Origin of the sequence: Dactylosporangium maewongense, assembly GCF_039531485.1 — a bacterium.
Taxonomy (GTDB): Bacteria; Actinomycetota; Actinomycetes; order Mycobacteriales; family Micromonosporaceae; genus Dactylosporangium; species Dactylosporangium maewongense.
This window is the reverse complement of sequence record NZ_BAAAQD010000039.1, coordinates 42615-65312: the sequence shown is the minus strand read 5'-3', so window position 1 is coordinate 65312 and position 22698 is coordinate 42615. Positions and strand designations below refer to the sequence as shown.

The following is a 22698-nucleotide window of genomic DNA, read 5'->3' as shown; positions in this document are numbered from 1 at the left end:
GGTCCGGGATGCCGGTCCGGATGGGCCAGGCTGCGGTGGATGTTCGGCCCGTCAACCTGAAAGGACGCTGAACAGCCGCAGGACCACGAAGCGGTGACACGGCCGTGGCGCTCCACCCGCACCACCACGACCTCCTACAAATTGTAGGAATGCGTATCATTCCGGCAATCCTGGCGGGCGCCTCGCTGCTCGGCGCGGGTGCGGTCCTCGCCGCACCGCCATCGAGCACCCCGCGCCCCGACCACATCGTGATCGTGGTGATGGAGAACAAGCGGTACGACGCCGTCATCGGACATCGAAAGACCCCGTACATCAGCGAGCTGGCCCGCCGCGGGGCCAACTTCACCGCGGCGTACGGCGAGACCCATCCCAGCCAGCCCAACTACCTCGCCCTGTTCTCCGGCAGCACCCAGGGCGTGACCGACAACCACTGCGGGCACATGTTCCACGACGAGCCGAACCTCGCCCGGCAGCTGCTGGACGCCGGGCACACGTTCGCCGGCTACGCCGAGGACCTGCCGGCCGTCGGCTCGGCGGTCTGCGCCGCCGACAGCTACGTGCGACGGCACAACCCGTGGGTCAACTTCGACAACGTGCCCGCGGAGGTCAACCGGCCGCTGACGGACCTGCCCGCCGACTACGACCGGCTGCCGACCGTGGCGTTCGTCATCCCCGGCCTGTGCCACGACATGCACGACTGCCCGAAGGCCGACGCCGACGCGTGGCTGCGCGACACCCTCGGCGGCTACATCGACTGGGCCGAGACCCACAACAGCCTGCTCATCCTCACCTTCGACGAGGACAACCGCACCGACGGCAACCACATCCCGACGGTCGTCCTCGGCGCCGGCGTCACTCCCGGCGACCGGACCGCGCGCATCGATCACTACACGATCCTGCGGACGATCGAGGACGCCTACGGCCTGCCGCCGCTCGGCGCGGCCGCGGACGCCGGGACGCTCACCCTCCAGTAGCGCGCTTCAGCGTGGGTTCAGGAGCACCGGGCTGCCTTGCCAGGTATGGCGAGCAGGACGAAGCTCAGGGACCGGGTGCGGCGGCGGCTCGGCGTGCGGATGCGCTCCGCGCTCGCCGCCGCGGTCGTCGTCGCCGTCGCGTCGATCCTCAGCGGTATCGCGCTCGTCGTCGCGGCGCGGCTGATCCTGCTCGACAACGTCAACCAGACCGCCAATCAGCGGGCCGTCCAGGTGGCGGCCGCGGTCGGCCAGTCCGGCGGGGCGAGCCTCACCGCCGCGATCCGGCCGTCGCCCCGGGACCGCACCTTCGTGCAGGTCGTCGACGCCGACGGCCGGGTGATCGCCGCGTCCGCGGCTGTCGGCGGCGCCGGCCCGATCTCGCCGCTGCGGCCGGCCGCCGGGCAGACCGTCCGCGAGCAGCGGCGCCTCGACCTGGCGCACGACGAACACCTCACGAAGCCGGCTGTTGGGGCTGCTTGGCGGCGCCGGTGCGGCCCGCTGCGAACGCCGTCGTCACCGCGGTCGCGAGGAACCAGCCGGCGAGGACATCGGTCGGCCAGTGCGCGAGGAGGGCGACACGGCTCACGCCGACCAGCACGGCCCATCCGGCGGCGGTGACGATCAGGGCGGTCCGCAGCGGCTCGCGCCGCACGTAGGCGAGCACGAGCAGGATCGCGACACCCGCCGCGACCCCGCTGGACGTGGTGTGCCCCGACGGGAACGACCATCCAGAGATCGCCGTGAGCCGGTCGACGGGCCGCTCCCGGGCCACCAGGTGCAGGACCGTGACCCGGATGGCGACCGACGCCGCGGGGGCGGCGACGACCAGCAGCGCCGCCTGCCACTGCTGGCGCCACGCGAGGACGATGAAGGTCAGCAGGGCCAGGGACACCAGCACACCCGAGTCACCGGTATGGGTGACGAACGACATCAGCGTGCGCCAGCGGACGTGCCCGGCCGCGAACTGCCGGGCCGTGCTGCTCACGCCGTTGTCGAACCGCTCGACCACCGCGACGCGGGCCACCACGACGGCGGTGAGGGCCAGGAATCCGGCCGTGGCCGCCGCCATCGCCAGCAGCCAGGTCCGCAGATGCCGAGGTGTTCGATCCATGTGCGCCGCCTCCGGATGCACGTGCCGGGAAATGCCGGGCAGTGTGCCGAGGGCGGCCTGAGAGTCCGCTGAACGTGCCGGTGTCAGGTCGCCGACCACCACGCGTGGGCGACCAGCGCGAACTCCACGCCGGCGATGCTCGAGGCGCTCCAGCGGTGGCACGAGGCCGACTTGCACACTCCTACAAGATGTAGGAGTCTAGCGAAGTTAGCCTAACCTTGCTTGGAGTGAGTGCGTGGGAACGGTGTTCTTCGCGAGCTTCCTGATCGGTCTGCGCGACGGTCTCGAGGCTGCGCTCGTGGTCAGCATCCTGGTCGCGTTCCTCGTCCAGGCGGGGCGGCGGGACCGGCTGCCGCACGTGTGGGCCGGGGTGGCGGTGGCGATCCTGCTGTCAGCGGGGCTCGGTGTCCTGTTGACCACGGTCGCGGGGTGGCTCGGCAGCGGCGTGCGGATGGAGCTGTTCGAGGCCGTCACCTCCCTCGCCGCCGTCGTCCTGGTCACCGCGATGATCTTCTGGATGCGCCGGACCGCCCGCACGCTCAAGGGTGAGCTCACCGACCGGCTGGCCACCGCGCTGAGCGTCGGCGGGTGGGCGGTCGCCGCGACCGCGTTCTTCGCCGTCGTGCGTGAGGGCGTGGAGATGGTGCTGCTGGTCTTCGCCGCCGCGGAGGGGGCGAGCGAGTCCGCGGCGCCGCTGGCCGGGATGCTGAGCGGGGTCGCCGTGGCGGTCGGGCTCGGCTGGCTGATCAGCACCGCGACCGCCCGGATCAACCTCGGCCGGTTCTTCACCTGGACCGCGGTCCTGCTGATCCTGGTCGCGGCCGGGATCCTCAAGTACGCCGTGCACGGCCTGCAGAGCGCGGCCGTGCTGCCCGGCGGCACCACCCTCGCCTTCGACGTGAGCGCCGGCGTGGACCCGACCTCGTGGTACGCCACGCTCCTGGCCGGCACCGTCAACGTCACCACCCGCGCGACCGTCCTGGAGGTGCTCGCCTGGGCCGGGTTCGCCGCCGTCATGCTGCTGCTGTACTTCCGTCCGGTCGCCGCACCGGCCAAGGTGCGGGTCGGTGCGGTCGCGGTAGTCGCGGTCGTCCTCACCCCGAGCAGCAGCTGCGGCGGGCCGGCCGCCGCGCCCGCGACCGACCGGATCACGGTCACCGCCACCGACACCACCTGCACCGTCAGCACCGAGCACACCACCGCGGGCGGCCGCGAGTTCACGGTCACGAACAAGGGCTCCAAGCTGACGGAGTTCTACGTGTACGGGGCCGGTGACCGGATCATCGGCGAGGTCGAGAACATCGCGCCCGGCGTCACCCGCACCCTGCACGTTGAACTGGCGGCAGGCTCGTACACCACCTCCTGCAGACCCGGCATGACCGGCACCGGCCTGCGCGGGCCGCTCACCGTCACCGGCGGCGCCCCGTCCGGCGCCACCAGCGCCGACCCGGCCCTCGCCACGGCCGCCGCCGCGTACCACCGCTACCTGCTGGCGCAAGGCGACCTGATGACCGCGCAGACCGCCGGGTTCGTCGCCGCGGTCAAGGCCGGCGACCGTGGCCGTGCCCAGGCGCTGTACGCGGCGGCCCGCACCCCGTACGAGCGGATCGAACCCGTCGCGGAGTCCTTCGGAGACCTCGACCCGCGCATCGACGCCCGCGACGGCGACCTCGACCCCGGCCAGCCCTGGACCGGGTGGCATCGCATCGAACAGCAACTGTGGAACGGCACACCGATGACCGAGGTCACGCCCGTCGCTGTGCAGCTGGAGTCCGACGTCACCGAACTGCGGCACCGCCTCGACGGCGTGGAGGCGACCGCGCTGGAGGTCGCCAACGGCGCCAAGAGCCTCCTCGACGAGGTCGCCGCGAAGAAGGTCACCGGCGAGGAGGACCGCTACTCCCACACCGACCTGTGGGACTTCGCCGCGAACGTCGACGGCTGCCGCGCCGCCCTCGACACGCTGCGGCCGGTCCTGGACGCCCGCCGGCCCGACCTCGGCGCGGCCCTGGACCAACGGTTCGCCGCAGTCGCCGCCGAGCTCGGCAAGCACCGCCACGGCGACGGGTTCGCGTCCTACGACACGCTCACCCGGGAACAGGTGCAGCTGCTCGCCGCCGCGGTCAACGCCCTCGCGGAGCAGGTCAGCGCCGTCCCGGTGGTGATCACCCACCCGTGAACGGTCCTTCATCGGATTCTCAGGATGCCCGGCCTACGGTCACCGGCGATGAACTACGAACTGTTCCGTGCGGTGAACGACCTGGCCGGCCGGATGGATCCCGCCGACGACCTGATGGAGCTCGCCGCCCGCTGGCTGATCTTCCCCGCCTTCGCGGTCGCCGCCGCCATCGGCTGGTTCCTGCACCGCCGTTGGGGCATCACTCTCCTGGTGACCGCAACCGTCATCGGCGTCGCCCGGATCTGGGTCGGCGTGCACTACCCCGGTGACATCCTCGCCGGTCTCGGCATCGCCCTCGCGTCGGTCCTCGTCATCGAAGCAGCCACCAGACTCGTCCACCCCCTCAATGGGAGTTCCGCATCGTGTACGCCCTGAGCACGACCCTCGCCGTCGGCCCCAAGTTCCTGGACCCGGAGTGGCTCATCTCCACCTTCGGCCTCATCGGCATCCTCGCGATCGTGTTCGCCGAGTCCGGGCTGTTCATCGGGTTCTTCCTACCCGGCGACTCACTGCTGTTCACCACCGGACTGCTCGTCGCCGGCGGCCGCTACCTGCACCAGCCACTGTGGCTGGTCTGCCTGCTGGTATCGGTTGCGGCCATCGCCGGTGACCAGGTCGGCTACCTGTTCGGCCGGCGGGTCGGGCCGGCCCTGTTCCGCCGCCCCGACTCCCGGCTGTTCAAACAGGAGTACCTGACGAAGGCGCAGGAGTTCTTCGAACGCTACGGCGCCCGCTCGATCGTCCTGGCCCGGTTCGTGCCGATCGTGCGCACCTTCACCCCGATCGTCGCCGGCGCCAGCCGCATGCACTACCGCACCTTCATCGTCTACAACGTCCTCGGCGGCATCCTGTGGAGCTGCGGCGTCACGGTCCTGGGGTACTTCCTCGGCCAGGTCACGTTCGTCAAGGACAACATCGAGCTCATCCTGATCGGCATCGTGGTCGTGTCGGTGGCACCGATCGCCGTCGAGCTGCTGCGCGCCCGGTCCCGCGCCCGGCGATCCTCCACCACCTGACCCGGCCGGCTGTAAGGACCCGGTTCAACGGCGGTGATCTGTGGGTCCGGCGGAGCGGGCAGGTCGGTTCAGGATTCGATGACGTCGCGCCGTGACGTCGTCAGGTACGTCACCAGCCCGATCACGATCACGAGGAAGGCGACGCTGGGTCCGACGGTACCGAGGCCGAGTCCGCCGTCGGCGCGCGCCTGGGACAGCCAGTCGCCGAGTGACGCGCCGAGCGGCCGGGTGAGCACGTACGCCGCCCAGAACGCGAACACGCCGCCGAGCACGCCGAACCGGTAGCCGATCGCGATCACCGCGATGACCGCGGCGAAGATTCCGGCCGACGGCAGGTAACCGAGGCTGAGCCGCTCCGCGAGCAGGTCGCCGGCGGCGGTGCCGAGCGCGAACGTGAACAGGATCGCCGCCCAGTAGAACCATTCGCGGCGGCGCGTGGTGATGGAGTGGATCGAGAGGGTGCGTTCGCTGCGGTACCAGAGGACGAACGTCGCGGCGAGCAGGACGCTGAACACGATGGTGGTGACGATGAGGGACACGCCGAAATACGGCACAGGCTCACACCTCGGACCTGAACGGTCGCTGAACGTCGTGGCCGGCGTTCCCCCGGACGTGCCGCCACGGCCGGCGTACTGGTACACGGCGCGTACTACGCGGCGGGTAGCATCGGGTGATGCAGACGGCGGACGCTCAGACGCTGGTGTTGTGTGCGCTCGCCGACGGGCCCAAGCACGGTTACGCGATCAACACCGCGATCGCCGAGCTCACCGGCGAGCGGCTCGGCGTCGGCAGCCTGTATGGGGCCCTGGCCCGGCTGGAGGCGAAGCGGTTCGTCGAGCCGGAGCCGTCGGACGCGGAGGGGCGCAAGCGGCCGGTCCGGATCACCGCGGAGGGCCGCGCCGTCTTGGAGCGGGAGCTGCGTTCGATGGCCCAGGTCGCCGCGACGGGGCTGCGGCGGCTCGCCACCGGTGCGGCGTGAGTGCCGTGTCCGGCGGCGGGCGGACACGGCTCGTGCGGGCGCTCGTCGGCATGTATCCGGCGGCGTTCCGGGCGCGGTGGGGCGAGGACGTCGAGGCGGAGGTGCACGCCACCGGCCCACGGGCCTGGCTGGGACTCACCTGCTCGGCCGTGGGCATGTGGCTGCATCCGGCGGTGTGGCCGGCCGACAGCGGGAGCCAGCGACGGCACCGGGCGTCGGTGCTGGCCGTCGCGGTCGCCGCCGTCGGCTGGTATGTGCTGCATCTGGCCGCCGAGCTCGACGACGCGCAGCTGGCATCCGCGGGCCGGGCTCACCTGCTCAGCGGTTGCCTCCTTGCCATGCTCGCCGGGCTCGTGCTGGTCGCGCCCCGGCCGAGGTGGCCGCTGGCGGGCAGCAGGGTGGTGTGCCGAGCCGGGGTCCGCGGGCTGCTGCCGCCGGCGCTGGTGGGCGCTCTCGTCGTCGGCGTGGTCCGCGTCGCGCCGGCCCTGACCGCAGGGTCGAAGGCCGCGTTGCTGCTCGGCTGGTACATGGCACTCGCCTGGGCCGCGGCGCAGACCTGCCGGCTGGTGGCCCGGCACGGACCGGTGCTCGGCCGGCCGGCGTCGCCCCGGGCGATCATGGCCGGGCTGGGCACGCTCGCGGCTGCGGCGACGGCGGCCGGGCTGGTGATCGGGACCGCGTCACTGCCCGGCGGCCCGCAGTTGCTGCCGGTCGGTGCCGGCGGGGCCCTGCTGACGCTCGCCTGGGTGTGTGCCGGCGCCGCCGTCGATCTCGGCCCGCTGCTGCGCATCGACGCCCGGTAGGGCCTCCAGCCGCAGGGCGTCGGTCAACGCGGCCCGCAGGCGGTCGGCGTGAGCGTGGAGGGTCGGGGGCAGCCACCGTACACTGGCCGCGGCGGCACGATCGGTCCAGCCGCGGGGCGCGAGGACGAGGCCGCAGCAGGCGGCGAAGTAGGCGACGGTCAGCCACCCGTGCGCCCGGTCGGGCATCGGCACGAAACGGCTGGTGAACAGCCCGACGCCGGCGCCGATCGTCCACCACGGCAGCACCGCGCGGGAGCCGGCGACGTCCCACAGTGCGGCACCGACGACGATGCCCGCCACGTAGTAGCGGTTGGTGCCGGGGTCGAGCACGACGCGGGCCATCACGGCCAGCAGCGGCACTGCGGCCCACCTGCCGCGGCGGACCGCCACGACGCCGAGCGCGAGGCCCAGCAGCAGCTGTGCCGGGCGGGCCCACGACGGGGTCCGCGGGTCGTGCACGCCGAACACCCGCAGTGCGGACAGTTGCGTGTTGGGGATCGTGTAGTGCACGGCGCGCATCGTGCCGGGGTCGGCGAGCAGGAACGGCAGCCAGGCCACCGTGATGGTCGCCGCCAGCGTCAGCAGCCCGAGCAGCCGACCGCGCCGGTCGCCGGCGATCAGCAGCAGAGCCGCGAAGGCGAGCGCCCATGGTTTCGCGTCGACGGCGAGGCCCAGCAGCAGGCCCGTCAGGACCGGCCGGCGGGCGCAGGCGGCCTGTGCGGCGGCGATCGTGCCGAGCAGGGCGAGGACGTCGTCGAGGTGGGCGGAGCTGACCGCCAGGTACATCCAGACCGGCAGCAGGTACAGCGCGGCCAGGGCCACCCGCAGGTTGATGTCGTGCCGGTCGAGGTTCGGCCGGATTCGGCCGGCGACCTGCCGGATCTGCCGGACGATGACGAGGCCGGCGGCCGCGCCGAGGACCTGCACGGCGAACAGTGCCCCGGGCGGTCCGGCGGCGAGCAGCGGTAGGGCAGCCAGCAAGGCGACGGGGCCGATCTGCAGCACGGGCGCGGCCGCGTAGAGGTGCAGGCCGCCGGCGGCCGTGTCGTCGAGGTCGGCGAGGGCGGTCGCGCCGTCGACGAAGAAGTGCCACGACCCGCCGCCGTGGACCGCCATCACGACGAACCACATCACGGCCCAGCCAACCAGCACGCCCGCGACCAGGCGTTCCCGTCGTAGTGTCGCCAGCTGCCACATGCCGGGCACGCTATGGACCGGGACCTGAAGGCTCGCTGAACCTCCAACCTTAGTACACGCTACGTACTACGCGCCGTGTACTATCACGGTCATGGCGACCCGTTCGACCTTCGCGCGCCGGCTGCTGCGATATGTGCTGGTTTCGTTGCTCGCCATCACCGGCGTCGGCGTCGGCGTCGGTTACGTCGGCTACGCGGCGGTCCGGCACTCCCGGCCGGTGACGTTGCCCGCACCGGACGGCGCCTACCCGGTCGGCCGGGCGATGTTCGACTGGACCGACGAGTCCCGTACTGACCCGCTGGGACCGCAGCCGGACATCCATCGCACGTTGTCGGTGTGGCTCTGGTATCCGGCCGCCCCGCCGGCGGGAGCCCGGCCCGCGGCCTACGCACCGGGCGCCTGGGCGCGGCTGCACCTCGGCGGGCTGCCCGGCCTCGGCGAGACCCGCTTCGACAAGATCCGTGGCCACGCCGTCCAGGACTCGCCGGTCGCCGCCGGCCGGTTCCCGGTCGTGGTCCTGGCACCCGGTCTCGGGTTCGCCGCACCGCAGTACAGCAGCCTCGCCGAGGAACTGGCCTCGCACGGCTTCCTCGTCGCCGGCGTCACCCCCACCTACAGCGCCAACCTCACCGTGCTGGACGGGCGGCCGGTGACCGCCACCGCTGCCGGCAACCCGGATGCGTTCAACGCCGAGGATCTGCACGCCGGGCCGGCCCAGGCCGCCGGCGACCAGCTCGTCGCCGTGTGGGCCGCGGACGCCCGCTTCGCGGTGGCCCGGACCGCCGCCCTCGGCGCCCTCGACGCCGGTGGACCGTTCGCCGGGCACGTCGACACCGCGAGGACCGCCTACATCGGCCACTCGTTCGGCGGCGCGGCGGCGCTGGAAGCGTGCCATCTCGACGACCGCTGCGCCGGTGCCGCCGACCTCGACGGCACCCAGTTCGGCTCCGTCGTGCACGACGGACTCGACCGGCCGATGATGATCGTCGGCAGCGACGGCTCCTGCGTGACCGGCGCCTGCGACCCGGCCGGGCCGGTGGACACCGCCGACCGGGACACGGCCCGCGCGCTCTTCGCCGCCGGGACCGGCGACGTGTGGTGTTACGAGATCCGCGGTGCCCAGCACTTCAACTTCAGCGACGCCGGCGTCTACTACCTCGCCGCGCCGCTGCGGGCACTGTTCGCCCTGGGTCCCGTCGACGGCGGCACCGCGCTGCGGGTCACGGGTACGTACCTGGCCGCGTTCCTCGGCCGGGTACTGCTGGACGCTGCCGCGCCGCTGCTCGCCGCGGGCGCCACCGCGACACCACCCGTCGTGGCCCGCCGCACGCCGCGGTGAGCCGGGTCTACTCGAACCGCCAACGCTGTTGCACTGCGACACCGACATCGAGCTTGTTCTGACGGTTGACGATGGTGCTGCCACTGGCGTGGTGTCGCGGTTGGCGGTCGCACTGGTGGAGCAGGGCTCGGAAGCACCACCGGCCGCGAGCGCAGGCCTGGGCACTTCCTCGTACAACTCCGGGTCAGCCGGGCGAACGCGCAGCCCGGCTGACCCGGACCCCGAGGACATGCAGCTGGTTCCGCTTCTACGGCCACACGAACTTCGCGCGTTTCCGAGGATGCCGTGTTCCGGCAGTGACGCTTCGGCGTAGCGCCCTGCGTCGAAGCGGCACCTGGTGACTGCGGGGCGGCCCTGGACGTAGAAGTCGGCCTTCTTGAACATCTCCGCCGCCTGCGAAGAAGCCACGAGGGCCTCGTCGAGCCGGGAGGCCCGCGCGATGGTGTCCGGCTGTGCCAGCAGCGCGCTGACCGCCGCGGCGTACTGCCTGATCAGGACCGCCGAGCGCACGACGGCACGGCGCCGTTCGCCGGGCGTGACAGTGCCCCGGCTCGCGACGGCGAGCCGGGGCACTGACGGCGGAGGGTACCGCAGCGAACGACGGGTTCAGCAGGTGGCCGTGGCGGCGTCGTGGATCAGGTCCGCGACGGTCCTGGGGTGGCTGATCATGACGACGTGGGACGCTGTCGGCGCCTCGACGACCTTGCGGGCCTTCGCACGGCCGTACATGAAGCGTTCGCACGCGGGCGGGATGGCCTTGTCCCGGCCGGCGACCAGCCCCCACGTCGGGATGGTCCGCCACGCGGCGGCCGTGGTGGGGTAGATGAATGAGTCCGCGTCGAACGGCCGCTGGGTGGCCTGCAGGAGCCGGAACGCCGCCGGGGAGATGTCGGCGGCGAAGGCCGCCTGGCCGTCCTCGCTCAGGTACAGCTCGGTGCCGGTGCTGCCGTCGGGCTTGGTGTACGGGACTGGGACGCTCACGGGCAGGACCTCGCTGCCGGGGTACCTGTTGATGAGATCCGCCTGAGTCTCGCCCACGTCCGGCACGAACGCCGCGACGTAGACCAGGGCCTTGACGTTGCTCTTGCCGGCGGCGGCGTTGGTGATGACGGTGCCGCCCATGGAGTGGGCTACCAGCACGACGGGCCCGTCGATGGAGTCGAGGAGGCTGGCGATGTAGGGGGCGTCGGTCGGGATGCCGCGCAGCGGGTTCGAGCCCGCGATCGTGGGGTAGCCCCTGCGCTGCAGGTCCGCGATGACCGCGTTCCAGCACGACGAGTCGGCGTAGCCGCCGTGCACCAGCACGACGGTCGGCTTGATCCTCGACCCGGGCCGGTCCGTGCGGGGCGCCGCAGCGGCTGCGGCCTCCGCGCCGAGCGGGGTGGCTACCAGCGCCGCCGACCCGGCCAGTGCCGCGCCGGCCGCCAGCACCTGCCGACGTGAGACATTCGGTGTCATGGTGATCTCCTGGTGATGGTCAGCGGTCGGCGGCGGCCTGGCGGATGAGGTCGGCGACCGCGCCAGGCTGGGAGGCGTAGATGGCGTGGCTGCCGATGGCCTCGGCGGTGACTGTGCCGGCGCGGGTCGCCATTGCCCGCTGGGCCGGCGGTGGGATCATCCGGTCTTCGGTCGCGACCAGGTACCAGGCGGGCTTGTGCCGCCAGGCCGGTTCGGTGACCGTGCCGGCGAGCGCGTCGACGCCCCACGGCACCTGCGCGTCGGCCAGGAACACGGCCTCGTCCTCGGGCAGGTCGGCGGCGAACGAGGCGTGGAACTTGTCCCGGTCGAGGAACAGGAACCCGTCGCGGGGCGGCAGGATCGGCGGGACCGGTGCGCCGGGCGGCGGGTCGGCGATCAGCGTGTTGACGGACTCGCCCTTGTCCGGGGCGAACGCCGCGATATAGACGAGCGCGGCGACGGCGTCGTGGGTGCCAGCCTCGCTGATGACCGCCCCGCCGTAGGAGTGACCGACCAGCACGGCCGGCCCGTCGAGCCCGTCGAGGATGAACCGCGTCGCGGCGACGTCGCCTTCCAGCGACAGCGTCGGGTTCTGCACGATCTTGACGGTGAACCCGTCGGCGGTCAGCAGCCGGTGTACGCCCAGCCAGCCCGATCCGTCGACGAACCCACCGTGCACCAGCACGACGTTGCGAATCATGGGATGCTCCTCGGGTCCGGCGGCGGGCGAGACGCCCGCCGCTCGTCCTCCATGCAAGTCCCGCCGGGCGCGCCAGCCCAGGCAGAACAGGACGCAGAACTACGGTTCCGCGCCAGCCGTGGAGATGGCGTTGGCCCTGTCCCGGCAGTACGCGGCGCGATCATGCTGGCCGACCGTCTCGTAGAGCTCGCCCGCCCGTGACAGGCTCGCCCGCGCCTCCGCCGCGTGGTCGTTGCCGTAGAGCTCCTCACCGAGGATCCGCAGCCACGCCGCCTGGCCCATGACGACCTGCAGGCGTTCGAAGAGGTGCACCGCGCGCAGCATCATCGGGATGGCCTCGCCGCGGCGGCCGAGTCGGCCCAGTGCCTGGGCGGTGTGGCCGAGGATGTGCGGGAGGACCGCTTCGACGGCGAATGGTGTCAGCCCGGAGCCGGGGTCCTCGGTGATGGCCAGCGCCCGCTGGTAGTCGGCCAGCGCCGCTGCGGTGTTGCCGAGGTCGAAGGCGATGACGCCGCAGCCCAGGACGCTTTCCATGTGGGCGCCGACGTCGCCGACCCGTGCAAAGAGATCGGTGGCCTGCCGGATGGCGCCGAGCGCCGCCTGGGGGTCGCGCGGCGGCCGAACCCGCAGGGCTGCGGCCGTGTACAGCAGAGCGAACGCCTCCTGCCGAAGGTCGCCGGCCTGCCGGGCCAGGGCCCGCGCCCGTTGCGCGCAGTCCAGCGCGGCCGTGCCGTCCATCCGCCACGGCAGCGTGTGGGTGTAGGCGAGATGGTTCAGGAACTCGGCCTGCAACGCAGCGTCGTCGAGTTGCACCGCCGAGTCCAGCGCGAGGGTGAACACGTCGGCCCAGTGGGGCCAGTGCACCCAGCGCTCGTAGAACGCGTAGACCGCGTTGACCGCGCGGACGACGGCCCGGTGGTCTCCGGCGACGGCCGCGGCGCCGAGCGCCTGGAACCAGTGCTCGGACTCCGCACGGATCCACGCCTCCGCGTCGTCGGCGCAGCCGAACACCGCGGTGTCGACCCCTCCCGGCTGGACCGACCGGCCCGCCGTCGTCAGCGTGTCGAGCAGCCAGGCGACCATCCGTCGCCGCGCGTCGGTCACGACATTGACCGGGTCCTCGGCCTGCAGGCAGCGGCTCGCGTACAGGCGGACCAGGTCGTGGAAGCGGTATCGGCCGCCCTCTGCGGCGTCCAGCAGCCCCAGGTCGACGAGATCGTCGAGCCGGTCCTCGGCCACAGCGACCGGGACCTCGCCGATGACCGACAGCAGCGCCGCGCTGAAGTCCGCCCCGGGCACCAGCGACGCTCGGCGGAACAAGGGCCGCACCAGATCGGGGAGCTGTTCGTACGACATCTCGAACGCGGCCGCCATCTTCAGGTCGCCGGCGTTGAGCTGATCGAGCCGGCGCTCCGCTGCCGACAACCGCGCCACCAGGTCCGCCGTGCTCCAGCCCGGCCGCGAGGTCAGCCGGTTGCCCACGATGCGCACCGCCAGCGGCAGTCCGCCCAGCAGGTCGACCAGCTGCTGCAGGTCGTCGGCGCGCGGCGGGCCGGCCCGCTCGGCCAGGATCCGGCCCAGCAGGTCTTTGGCGTCGACGGCCGGCATCGGATCCAGGTGGAGCCGTTGGACGCCTTCCAGCCCGGCCAGCAGCCGCCGGCTGGTGACGATCAGCTGGCTGGGTCCTGCGCCGGGCAGCAGTGGCCGCACCTGGGACTCCGCCGCCGCGTCGTCCACGATCACCAGGACGCGCCGCTGCCGCAGCAACTGCCGGTATCGCCCGGCGCGTTCGGCCGGTGCCTGCGGCAGCTGCTGGTCGCGGACACCGATTGCCCGCAGCGCCAGTCCGAGCAGATCGGTGCTGGCCGCTGGCCGGCGGCTCATGCCCAGGGCGTTGAGGAAGTACACGCCGTCGGGGAACCGGTCGCGTAGCCGGTGCGCGGCGCGGACGACGAGGGTCGTCTTGCCCACGCCGGCGCCGCCGGAGATCACCGCCGCGCCCAGCCGGTCGGTCGGCCCGTCCGACGCGTCGAGCAGCCCGGCGATCCACGTAAGCTCCGCGGTCCGGCCGGTGAAGTCTCCGATGGACCCCGGCAACTCACACAACCCTGGCGCGACCGTCAACCGCTCCGGGCGGGCGCGGCCGGCCTTCGCCAGTGCAACGAACTCGGCGCGGCGTACCCCCTCGAGCTTGAGCGCGTCGGCGATCAGCTCGACGGTCCGTCGCTGCGGGCCCAGCGCCTTTCCACGTTCCATGTCGCTGAGTGCGCGTACGCTGACGCCCGAGACCTCCGACAGTTCCTCCAGGGTCAGGCCGCATTCGTGCCGCGCGGTCCGAAGCAGCAGCGCGAATGTGGTGGTCATCGCGGGCCGGCTGCCGCCCGGCTGGAGTCGCCGGCCATGCGCATCGTCATCTCCAGTAGCTCGTCCGGGGAAGGACCGAGTTTTCCGTCCGGTCAGGGATCTGGAGTTGGACGCTACGGCCGGATCGCCGCGGACCGCGTCTGTCAAATGACCGGTCCGGGTGGCGGCCGGTCCTGCAGCGCGTCGCGCAGCCCCGCCCGGGCCGCGACGCCCAGTTTCGGAAAGATCTGGTGGAGGTGGTAGCCGACGGTGCGGGCGGACAGGAAGAGCCGTTCCCCGATCTGCTTGTTGGTCAGCCCGGTGGCGGCCAGCCGCGCGATCTGGTCCTGCTGCGGGGTCAGCACCGCCGACGGCACCGTCGCGGCGGCAGCGTCACGGTGGCCGCCAGCGGCACGAAGCTCGCCCCCGGCGCGCAGCGCCCACGGGCGGGCCCGGAGGTGATCGAACGCGTCGGCAGCGGCCCGCAGATGATCGCGGGCAGCGGCCGCGGCCCGGGTGCGCCGCAGCCGCTCGCCGTACGCCAGCCGGATGCGGGCCAAGTCGAACGGCCACCGGTCGACATCAGGAAGCGACAGTGCCCGATCGAACAGCGCCGGGAACGCCGCGTCGTCAGCGGCCATCGCGCGCGCTCCCGCGACGGTCAGCGCCAAACGGCCGGACAGGTCGCCGATCATCGCCGCGTCGGCCGCGGCCACGTGCGCGCGAGCCTCAGCGAGTCGACCGGTGCGGGCGGCGGCCTCGACCAGCTCCATGATCAGCCAGAGGGCGTTCGGGGTGTGCGGCGCCAGCCGGCCGGCCGGGCTGATCATCGCCGCGCACCGGTACGCCTCGTCGAACTCACCTCGCGGCAGCGCGGTCAGGGTGCGGACGTGCCACGCGTACCAGGTGACGACGCCTACCCGACGGGGCGCGGCCCAGCGGGTCATATCCTGGACGGCCGCACGGGCGGCGAATTCCTCGCCGCGGGCGGCGGCCACGAGAGCCTGCAGGAAGAGCCCGGGCCAGCGCAGCAGCCGGTAGTTGTGGGTCCGGCACAGGTCGAGGCTCTCGGCGGTCAGGGTCTGCACCTCGTCCCAGCGGCCTGCGAAGTAGGCGTCGTTGGCCAGCAACGCGAGCGCCTCGATGGCGGAGGTGACGGCGCCGCCTTCGCGCCCGTGCCGCACCGCGCGCCACAGTGGCTCACGACAGTCGCCGATCCGGTCCAGGAAGCTCCCGGCGATGGCGGTGCGTACGATCCGGGCCGGGCTGTTCTCCTTGTGCAGCTGCGCGACCGCCTCGTCGAGCAGGTCCAGCACTGGCGGCGCGGCCCGGGCCGGATCGCTGAACGTGCCGGCCAGGACCGACAACAGCCGCGGCGGGCGGGGCTTCAGGCGCTCGACGGCGGTGTGGAAGTCCGGCCAGAACTCGGCCCGGCCGGCGAAGAAGCAGACCATCAGCAGCGTGTACAGGGCCTCGACGAGGGTCTTGTTGCCGGCGTCGCCGGGGTCCGGCAGCGCGTTGACGGCGCCGCTCAGCAGCCGGTGGGCGGTGTCCACGTCGCCGGTCTCGTTGAGCAGGTGATAGGCCCCGGCCACCGCCCCGGCCAGCGATCCGTGGTGCTCTGGGTCGGCCCGGCGGGCCGCGTCGAGCAGGGCCGGTACGTCACGGAGGTCACCGGTCACGATCGCACCCAGGTACGCCGCCTCGGCCAGCCGGGGGCTGCGGTCGGTGCCGGCTGGGCTCAGGTCGGCCGCGCGTAGCAGTTCGCTGATCGCGCGGACGGCGTCGCCGCGGAAGAGGTTGACATGGGCGGCCTGCTGCAGCAACGCAGCGGTGGTCTCGTCCGGGCCGGTGCTCGCCTCAGCAAGATGCCAGGCACGCCGCAACAGATCCTGGGTGTGATGCCTGGCGAGCAGTTGATGGGCCTGCCGACGTTCGGCTTCCGTCGCACCGCCGACGATCGCGGACCGGATCAAGGGGTGCCGGAAACGCAGCACCGCTGCGGCAACGTCGATGGTGACCAGCCGTTCGCGCACGGCAGGGGCCAGCGTTTCGGCGGCCCTCAACGGCTCACCCAGGACCCCGACGTCACCGGAGCCGTCGAGAACGGCCAGCAGCAGCGCGTCCCGGGTGCCCTGCGGCATCGCATCGATCCGGGCGGCGAACACCTGCTGCAGCCGACCGGTCAGCGGCAGCACCGGCGCCAGCACCTCCGTCGGCCGTGCGCCGCGTGACGCGAGCGCGATCGGCAGTTCCAGCAGTGCAAGCGGATTGCCCTGGGCCTCGGCCAGCAGCCGCTGCCGGGATCGTGGCGCCAGTGCCGGGTGGCGGTTGTCGAGCAGGGCACGGGCCGCATCGTCGGTGAGCGGCCCGAGTTCGTGCGTGCGCAGCTGGCTCGTGTCGAACTCGGTCGGCTCGCCGGTCCGGGCGGTGGCGAGCACGCCGAACCGGTGGCCGACGGCGCGCCTGGCAAGAAACGCCAGGATCTGGGCGCTGATCGTGTCCAGCCACGGCATGTCGTCGACGACCAGCAGGAGCGGGCGGGCCTGTGCGGCCCGGACAAGCAGGTCCAGCGCCGCATTGCAGATCGCCAGCCGGCCGGGCGCGGTGCTCGGGGTCTGCAGGCCGAGCGCGCTGCGCAACGCGGCGCGGTGCCCCGCGTCGAGCCCGTCCAGCTCGTCGAGCAACGGCGACAGGACCTGGGACAGGCCGGAGAAGCTGACGCCGGCGTCGTGTTCTATGCCGACGGCCCAGATCACCTGGGCGCCGACCGTCGCCGCGTAACCTGCCGCATCGACGACCAGCACCGATTTGCCCACGCCGGCGTCGCCGGTGACGACCAGGGCCCCTCCGCGGACCGCGGCGTCGTCGACGAACGACCGGACCAGGGCAACGTCATGGTCACGGCCGACCAGCGTGTGTGCACGCCACCCGGGGTCGTCGCTCACCGTACGCGTTCCTGCCGGAGCCGGCTCTTGAGAACCTTGCCCGCCGGCGAGACCGGCAGCGACGCCACGAGCTCCACGGTGCGCGGAATCTTGTATCCGGCCAGCCGCCCGCGACAGAACGCCCGCAGCTGCTCACCATCCGCGCCGTCACCGGCCGGTACCACAAGCGCGTGCACCCGCTCGCCCCACCGCGCATCAGGCAGGCCGATGACGGCGCACGCGGCCACCGTCGGGTGCTGCAACAGCACATGCTCGACCTCGACCGAGTACACGTTCTCGCCGCCGACGATGATCATGTCTTTGATCCGGTCGACGACGAACAGGTAGCCGTCGTCGTCGAAGTACCCGGCGTCGCCGGTATGCATCCAGCCGTCCCGCAGGGCCGCCGCGGTCTCCTCCGGCCGCTGCCAGTAACCGGCCATCACGTGGTCGCCGCGCACCACGACCTCACCGACGACCCCAGCCGCGACCTCGTCACCGGCGGCGTCCACGACACGGACCTCGGCGTGCGGCGCCGCCCGTCCCGCCGACGCGGCAAGCCGCGGCACGTCATGCTCCGCCGGGCCGAGCAGCGTCGCGACCGGCGCCAGCTCTGTCATGCCGTACGCCTGAACCAGACCCGCCCCGGGGAACATCCTGCGCGCCGCAGCCAGCGTTGCCGCTGGCATCGGCGAACCGCCGTAAATCAACCGGACCAGGCTGGACACGTCAAACCGCTCCGCCTCCGGGCAGTCGGCCAACACCTGGATCATCGTGGGAACCAGCAGCACGTCGGTCACCGCGTACCGTTCGATCGCCGCCAACACGCCGCCGGGCGTGAACCCGTCCACCATCACATGGGTGCCGCCCGTCAGCAGGCCGGCGATCCAGATCGCGAAGTCGGCCAGGTGGAACATCGGCGCCGCGTGCAACAACCGCCCCCCGGGCGTGGTGAACTGCCCCGTGGCCAGACACCCCCACGCCGACGCGAACACGTTGTCGTGGCTGAGCACCGCACCCTTGGCACGGCCGGTCGTGCCACCCGTGTAGAAGACGCCCAACGTCTCGGCACCGCCGCGGCCCACGTCGGGCATCGGAGCGTGGCCACCGATCAGCTCCTCGAACGACACCATTCCAGCCGGCGGACGGCCATCCGACATCACCACCACAGTGCGGACCGGGGCGCTCTGCCGGACCGCAGCCACGACCGGCAGCAACCGCTCGTCGGTGATCACCACCGTCGCCGAACAGTCGGACAACGCGAACCGGACCTCATCGGCCACCCACCGGGTGTTGAGCGGCACCACGATCCCGCCGGCCCAGGCCACAGCGAGCAGCGACTCGTGGTACCGGTCGGAATTGGCGGCCAGCAGCGCCACCCGATCGCCCTCACCAACGCCCAGCACCCGCAGACCGGCGGCGAGCCGCCCCACCCGGTCGACGCATTCGGCCACCGACCGCACCCGACCGTCGAACATCGTCAACGGGTAGGCGGCCCGGTGCCGGACAGCGTTGTGCAAAACCTGGGTTAGATACATGCAACCACCCCAAACCGGCACCTCAACGTCACGATCAACCACCGAATCGTAGGCCGCCGGGCACATGCAAATGACGCCGCCGGAATGCGGAACCAGCCGTACAGAGCACCACCGGAGGTGTAGCCCGCAACGAAGAACGGCCTGCCGTCCTGCATGATTCCCCACTCGTCGTGGACCGGGCGAGTGGCGCGCTCGACGGTACGGCAGGGGGTCGCTGGTGGGCGCTGCGCCCACTGCCGCGCCGAGTCAGGCAACGCGAACCCGAGCGTGGTCAGGCATCGTAGGCCGTGTACTTGCGCTTGGCGTAGTGCTTCACTGTGACCTCGGGCCACCCCGTAGAGCCGATTGGGGTCGAGTAGGTGACGGCCTACGACCGGCGTGCCTGTCGCCATCTGCACGCCCGAGTGGGCGACAGGCATGCCGACGGGTTTTCCCGGCACAGCGCCGGCGTGGCTCAGCGGGCGGATGCCGGCACACGCTCGGCAGCGACGACCGAGGCACGGGCCCTGTCGAACGCCCGGACGCCCAGCACGACGAGCGGCGCGAACATGACGGCGAGGACCGCCGTCGGGATCCAGCCGACCGGTGGCGTGGCGAAGAAGCCGACCGTGGCGACGCCGTACAGCGCGGGGGCCCACCAGCCGAGGACGCCGGCCCGCACGTACCCGACGAGCATCACCAGCAGCGCCGGGAACATGAGGAACCCGGTCACCGTCCAAGCGGTGGTCCCGCTGAGAGCTTCGGCGCTCTCGTACACCCGGACCGCGTCACCGACAGGCAGCCCGCGGTGCAGGGCGATCTTGTAGAAGTCCGAGTAGACCTGGCCCGACACGGAGATCATCCCGAAGGCGGCGGGGACCGCGCCGAGCATTGTCAGCACGGCACCCCTGGGCCCGCGGACCAGCGTCACCGCGCCGACGAGCCCGAGTGCCAGCATCGCCCAGCCGAAGCTCAGCAGGACCGCCGACAGCTGAGCCAGGCCGGGCCGGCTCCCGAGCGCCGCAAGGTAGGTCGCACTCTTCAGGTCTTCCTGCGGCGGGACCGTCGCCCAACCGGCCACCTCGATCACCACGCCGAGGATCAGCGCCGTACCGGTCAGGACACGGCGCTTGGTCAGACTGGCGTCGATATGTTGTTCAGTCATCACGTCACTCCAGGTAGTTGTCGCCGCGAAGTAGCGGCGATCGGTGACCACCGTAGGAACCGATGCGTTCGTCGGGCCTCTGCCGCGGTGCCGAATGCGACCTCCGCCGTGCGGCGGAGGTCGCAACGAACGGCACTCCGCCCGACGACGGAGGCATCCACACAGCCCAGTGCCGTATCGTCGAGCGCCGGTGGCGTCGAGCCGAACGCCGGAACCGGAGGGGCAACCGATGCGCGGGAACGGGTCGCACATCGCCGGCCGTTGGGCGCCGCTACCGCTCGGGCTGCTGCTGGCCGCCGCTGGCAGTTACGAAGCGTATGCGGACGCCCTCTGGCGGGGGCGGCAGGCCACAGCGGCCGGCGTAGCAGTCGCATACGGCCTCGCGGTGATCCTGGCGGGAATCCGGCCGCTGACATCGCTGGTCATCGTCGCCGCCCTCTACCCGTCCTCGAAGCTGCTCGGGCTCACCGACCTCGGCGGGGCGGGACTGGTCGCGATGTTCGTCGTGGTGGGCTGGGCCGCTGCCCAGGCCGCATCGGTCACGCGGGCGGCATGGGCGACGGCCGCCCTCGTCGCGGTGTTCGGGATGACGACGCTCAGCGAGGGCGCACCAGCGTGGGACCCGGTGTTCTTCGCCCTCGTCGCCGGCGCGGCCTGGGGCGCGGGCAGCCTCGTGCGGCGAGAGGGAACCCGCTCGGCCGAACTGGCCGAACTCGCCGCGCAGTTGGCCGAAGAGCGTGAGCTGCGGACCCAGCGTGCGGTGGCGGCGGAGCGGACCCGGATCGCCCGCGAGCTGCACGACGCCGTCGCGCATTCCGTGAGTGTGATGGTGCTGCAGGTCGGTGTCGCCCGCCGCCTGTACGGACGGCCCGAGGCCGAGCGACTGCTCACCGACGTCGAGCGGCTGGGCCGGGAGTCGGTCGCCGAACTGCACCGGACCGTCGGCATCCTGCGCGACAACGACGAGGCCGACGAGGCCGACGAGCATGCCCCGCAGCCGTCACTGCGCTCGCTCAACGCCCTGGTCGCGCAGGTCCGCGGGGCCGGCTGCCCACTGACGCTTCACGTCGAAGGCGACCCGGTGCCGCTCGCTGCTGGGCTGGAGCTGTCCGCGTACCGGATCGTGCAGGAGGCGCTCACCAACCTCCTGCGCCACGCACCGGGCGCCCCGGCCGACGTCCGGCTGCGGTACCAGCGCGACACTCTCACGGTCGAAGTCGTCAACGCGCCGGGTGGGCCGGTCCCCGTCCCCGCCACGCGGGTGCCCGGCGGCGGGAACGGGCACGTCGGCATGCGGGAGCGGGTCACGCTGTACGAAGGCGTCCTCCACGTCGGTCCCGAACCCACCGGCGGTTACCGCGTCACCGCAACGTTCCCGATCCGGAAGAGGCAACTGTGACCGTCACGACCATCCGCGTGCTGCTCGCTGACGACGAGGCGATGGTCCGGGCCGGCCTGCGGCTGCTCATCGACAACGAGCCCGACCTGACGGTGGTCGGCGAGGCCGTCGACGGTGCCGAGGCCGTCGCGGTCGCCGGGCGGACCGCGCCGGACGTGGTCCTCATGGATGTCCGCATGCCGAACGTCGACGGGATCGAAGCCGCCCGGCAGATCATCGCCGCCCGCCCGGAGGCCCGGATCGTTATGCTGACCACGTTCCGCGAGGACCGGTACCTGCAAGACGCGCTGCGGGCGGGGGTAAGCGGGTTCCTGCTCAAGGTCTCCCCGCCGCAGCAGATGCTCGACGCCATCAGGGTCGTCGCCGACGGCGGCGGGTTGCTCGACCCGTCGGTGACCCTGCGGGTGATCGAGACGTTCTCCGGTCAGGCCGGACGGACGAGCCGTGCCGACGACCTGGCCAGGCTCTCGCCACGGGAGCTTGACGTGCTCGCGTTCGTCGCCCGGGGCATGTCCAACGCCGAGGTGGCCGCAAGGCTCCACATCGGTGAGGCGACCGTCAAGACGCACGTCGCGAACTTCCTCATGAAGCTGGGACTGCGCGACCGGGTCCAGGCCGTCGCGTTCGCATACGAAAGCGGCCTGCTCCGCCCAGGCGAACCGGACACCACCGGCTGAACCACGCACGCCAGTCGAGCAGGGTGTCACGGCCGACCCGTAGGCCCAACGCCGATGCCAGCCGGGCGTTCGAGTGGATACGTGCCGGCTACCGCGGTGGTCAAGTCGCCGCGCGCGACCAGCTCCGCCAATCTGGCCAGATCGCCCGTGGACCAGTCCTTCGGCGTGCCGGCACTGAACGTTACGCCCAGCTCTCTGGCGGTCGGGTCGGCAATGGTGACGATCCGGTCGGTTCCTCCACGCAGCGTGATGGAGTCGGGGAGCGCGCCCTTGCCGGCCACGTCAAATACGGCGTCGACCTGCCGGGACGTTGCACGAACGCGGTCGACGAGGCCTTCACCGTAGGGCATCGGGATGGCGCCCAACGATCGGACGTAGTCCTGATTGTCTTCGCTCGCGGTGCCGATGACCGTTGCGCCGCGGGCAACAGCCAGCTGGACGGCGATGGTCCCCACCGACCCGCTGGCCCCGTGGATGAGCACGGTCTCTCAGGCTCGTAGTCCCAGCAGGTCCAAGGCGCGTTCGGCGGTCTCACCAGCGGTGGGCAACGTGGCGGCATCGGCGAACGACAGCCCGGTAGGTATGGGGGCAATCTGGCTGGCCAGGGCATACTCGGCGTACGAACCGGCCGGGGAGTCGGCCCAGCCGACGACCGGATCGCCTACCGCAACATCCGTTACATCCGCTCCGACCGCGTCGACGACGCCGGCGACGTCGATGCCGGGGATTGCCGGCAAAGTGGTCGGGATGATGGCCTGTATTGCACCGGAGCGGATCGTGGAGTCCACCGGGTTGACCCCGCTCGCACGTACCCTGATGCGCACCTGCCGCGGTCCTGGATCGGGCACAGGAACGTCGGCCACGTGCAGCACCTCGGGGCCGCCGAACGTGTCAAACAATATCGCCTTCATTTC

General features: G+C 72.1%; 18 protein-coding genes and 1 pseudogene. 8 read left to right on the top strand and 11 right to left on the bottom strand.

The features are described from left to right. Positions 1–149 precede the first annotated feature (149 nt). Positions 150–974, top strand: coding sequence for an alkaline phosphatase family protein (locus tag ABD332_RS53185; RefSeq protein WP_344513600.1), 825 nt, complete (start codon positions 150–152; stop codon positions 972–974). A gap of 6 nt (positions 975–980) precedes the next feature. On the opposite strand, the gene ABD332_RS53180 is transcribed toward ABD332_RS53185, so the two are convergent. Next, a complete protein-coding gene (locus ABD332_RS53180; RefSeq protein WP_344513598.1) occupies positions 981–1415 on the bottom strand; it encodes a hypothetical protein in 435 nt (144 codons plus the stop codon). Between the two features lie 10 nt (positions 1416–1425). After that, positions 1426–2085 (bottom strand): phosphatase PAP2 family protein, encoded by a 660-nt coding sequence (locus ABD332_RS53175; RefSeq protein ID WP_344513595.1) that lies wholly within the window; start codon positions 2083–2085, stop codon positions 1426–1428. 235 nt (positions 2086–2320) lie between these two features. On the opposite strand from ABD332_RS53175, the gene efeO reads away from it, so the two are divergent. The 3 genes from efeO to ABD332_RS53160 are packed head-to-tail and all read left to right on the top strand — an operon-like array spanning position 2321 to position 5280. Then, positions 2321–4264 (top strand): iron uptake system protein EfeO, encoded by a 1944-nt coding sequence (gene efeO / locus ABD332_RS53170; protein WP_344513593.1) that lies wholly within the window; start codon positions 2321–2323, stop codon positions 4262–4264. 48 nt (positions 4265–4312) lie between these two features. Next, a complete protein-coding gene (locus ABD332_RS53165) occupies positions 4313–4639 on the top strand; it encodes a phosphatase PAP2 family protein (protein WP_344513592.1) in 327 nt (108 codons plus the stop codon). Next, positions 4627–5280, top strand: a complete 654-nt coding sequence (locus ABD332_RS53160; protein ID WP_344513590.1) for a DedA family protein — start codon at positions 4627–4629, stop codon at positions 5278–5280. The genes ABD332_RS53165 and ABD332_RS53160 overlap by 13 nt, the downstream gene beginning before the upstream one ends. A 68-nt stretch (positions 5281–5348) precedes the next feature. On the opposite strand, the gene ABD332_RS53155 is transcribed toward ABD332_RS53160, so the two are convergent. Further along, entirely contained in the window at positions 5349–5834 is a 486-nt protein-coding gene (locus tag ABD332_RS53155) for a COG4705 family protein (RefSeq protein ID WP_344513589.1), read from the bottom strand. Between the two features lie 119 nt (positions 5835–5953). Between ABD332_RS53155 and ABD332_RS53150 the strand changes: the two genes are divergently transcribed. Continuing rightward, positions 5954–6259 carry a PadR family transcriptional regulator gene (locus tag ABD332_RS53150; RefSeq protein WP_344513587.1) on the top strand — a complete coding sequence of 102 codons (306 nt, stop codon included), beginning with the start codon at positions 5954–5956 and terminating at the stop codon, positions 6257–6259. A 680-nt stretch (positions 6260–6939) separates the two neighbouring features. On the opposite strand, the gene ABD332_RS53145 is transcribed toward ABD332_RS53150, so the two are convergent. After that, the gene (locus ABD332_RS53145) at positions 6940–8259 is read right to left on the bottom strand and encodes a glycosyltransferase 87 family protein (RefSeq protein ID WP_344513586.1); all 1320 of its coding nucleotides are present in this window, start codon (positions 8257–8259) and stop codon (positions 6940–6942) included. Positions 8260–8350: 91 nt separating this feature from the next. On the opposite strand from ABD332_RS53145, the gene ABD332_RS53140 reads away from it, so the two are divergent. After that, positions 8351–9598, top strand: a complete 1248-nt coding sequence (locus ABD332_RS53140; protein WP_344513584.1) for an alpha/beta hydrolase — start codon at positions 8351–8353, stop codon at positions 9596–9598. Between the two features lie 606 nt (positions 9599–10204). On the opposite strand, the gene ABD332_RS53135 is transcribed toward ABD332_RS53140, so the two are convergent. The 6 genes from ABD332_RS53135 to ABD332_RS53110 form a co-directional block, all read right to left on the bottom strand. Continuing rightward, complete coding sequence (locus tag ABD332_RS53135) at positions 10205–11056, bottom strand: alpha/beta fold hydrolase (protein WP_344513582.1); 852 nt, start codon at positions 11054–11056, stop codon at positions 10205–10207. Positions 11057–11075: 19 nt separating this feature from the next. Then, positions 11076–11756 (bottom strand): alpha/beta fold hydrolase, encoded by a 681-nt coding sequence (locus ABD332_RS53130; RefSeq protein ID WP_344513580.1) that lies wholly within the window; start codon positions 11754–11756, stop codon positions 11076–11078. A gap of 99 nt (positions 11757–11855) precedes the next feature. Next, on the bottom strand, positions 11856–14120 hold the full coding sequence (locus ABD332_RS53125) for a helix-turn-helix domain-containing protein (RefSeq protein WP_344513578.1): 2265 nt from the start codon (positions 14118–14120) through the stop codon (positions 11856–11858). A gap of 143 nt (positions 14121–14263) precedes the next feature. Further along, positions 14264–17047 carry an ATP-binding protein gene (locus ABD332_RS53120; protein ID WP_344513576.1) on the bottom strand — a complete coding sequence of 928 codons (2784 nt, stop codon included), beginning with the start codon at positions 17045–17047 and terminating at the stop codon, positions 14264–14266. Beyond that, positions 17044–18630 carry a long-chain-fatty-acid--CoA ligase gene (locus ABD332_RS53115; RefSeq protein WP_344513575.1) on the bottom strand — a complete coding sequence of 529 codons (1587 nt, stop codon included), beginning with the start codon at positions 18628–18630 and terminating at the stop codon, positions 17044–17046. The genes ABD332_RS53120 and ABD332_RS53115 overlap by 4 nt, the downstream gene beginning before the upstream one ends. Before the next feature lie 388 nt (positions 18631–19018). After that, on the bottom strand, positions 19019–19708 hold the full coding sequence (locus ABD332_RS53110; RefSeq protein ID WP_344513573.1) for a hypothetical protein: 690 nt from the start codon (positions 19706–19708) through the stop codon (positions 19019–19021). 229 nt (positions 19709–19937) lie between these two features. On the opposite strand from ABD332_RS53110, the gene ABD332_RS53105 reads away from it, so the two are divergent. Both ABD332_RS53105 and ABD332_RS53100 read left to right on the top strand, forming a co-directional pair. After that, positions 19938–21107, top strand: coding sequence for a sensor histidine kinase (locus ABD332_RS53105; RefSeq protein ID WP_344513571.1), 1170 nt, complete (start codon positions 19938–19940; stop codon positions 21105–21107). Next, positions 21104–21784, top strand: a complete 681-nt coding sequence (locus ABD332_RS53100; protein WP_344513569.1) for a response regulator — start codon at positions 21104–21106, stop codon at positions 21782–21784. Before ABD332_RS53105 ends, ABD332_RS53100 begins: the two co-directional genes overlap by 4 nt. 26 nt (positions 21785–21810) lie before the next feature. Here ABD332_RS53100 and ABD332_RS60335 read toward each other — a convergent pair. After that, positions 21811–22695: pseudogene (locus ABD332_RS60335) on the bottom strand (NADP-dependent oxidoreductase). Between the last annotated feature and the right edge of the window lie 3 nt (positions 22696–22698).

Bases quoted from the DNA above. Each gene is read 5' to 3' on its own strand.
- ABD332_RS53185 (WP_344513600.1), top strand. From the start codon at position 150: ATGCGTATCATTCCGGCAATCCTGGCGGGCGCCTCGCTGCTCGGCGCG.
- ABD332_RS53175 (WP_344513595.1), bottom strand. From the start codon at position 2,085: ATGGATCGAACACCTCGGCATCTGCGGACCTGGCTGCTGGCGATGGCG.
- ABD332_RS53165 (WP_344513592.1), top strand. From the start codon at position 4,313: ATGAACTACGAACTGTTCCGTGCGGTGAACGACCTGGCCGGCCGGATG.
- ABD332_RS53150 (WP_344513587.1), top strand. From the start codon at position 5,954: ATGCAGACGGCGGACGCTCAGACGCTGGTGTTGTGTGCGCTCGCCGAC.
- ABD332_RS53145 (WP_344513586.1), bottom strand. From the start codon at position 8,259: ATGTGGCAGCTGGCGACACTACGACGGGAACGCCTGGTCGCGGGCGTG.
- ABD332_RS53140 (WP_344513584.1), top strand. From the start codon at position 8,351: ATGGCGACCCGTTCGACCTTCGCGCGCCGGCTGCTGCGATATGTGCTG.
- ABD332_RS53135 (WP_344513582.1), bottom strand. From the start codon at position 11,056: ATGACACCGAATGTCTCACGTCGGCAGGTGCTGGCGGCCGGCGCGGCA.
- ABD332_RS53130 (WP_344513580.1), bottom strand. From the start codon at position 11,756: ATGATTCGCAACGTCGTGCTGGTGCACGGTGGGTTCGTCGACGGATCG.
- ABD332_RS53125 (WP_344513578.1), bottom strand. From the start codon at position 14,120: ATGACCACCACATTCGCGCTGCTGCTTCGGACCGCGCGGCACGAATGC.
- ABD332_RS53115 (WP_344513575.1), bottom strand. From the start codon at position 18,630: ATGTGCCCGGCGGCCTACGATTCGGTGGTTGATCGTGACGTTGAGGTG.
- ABD332_RS53110 (WP_344513573.1), bottom strand. From the start codon at position 19,708: ATGACTGAACAACATATCGACGCCAGTCTGACCAAGCGCCGTGTCCTG.
- ABD332_RS53105 (WP_344513571.1), top strand. From the start codon at position 19,938: ATGCGCGGGAACGGGTCGCACATCGCCGGCCGTTGGGCGCCGCTACCG.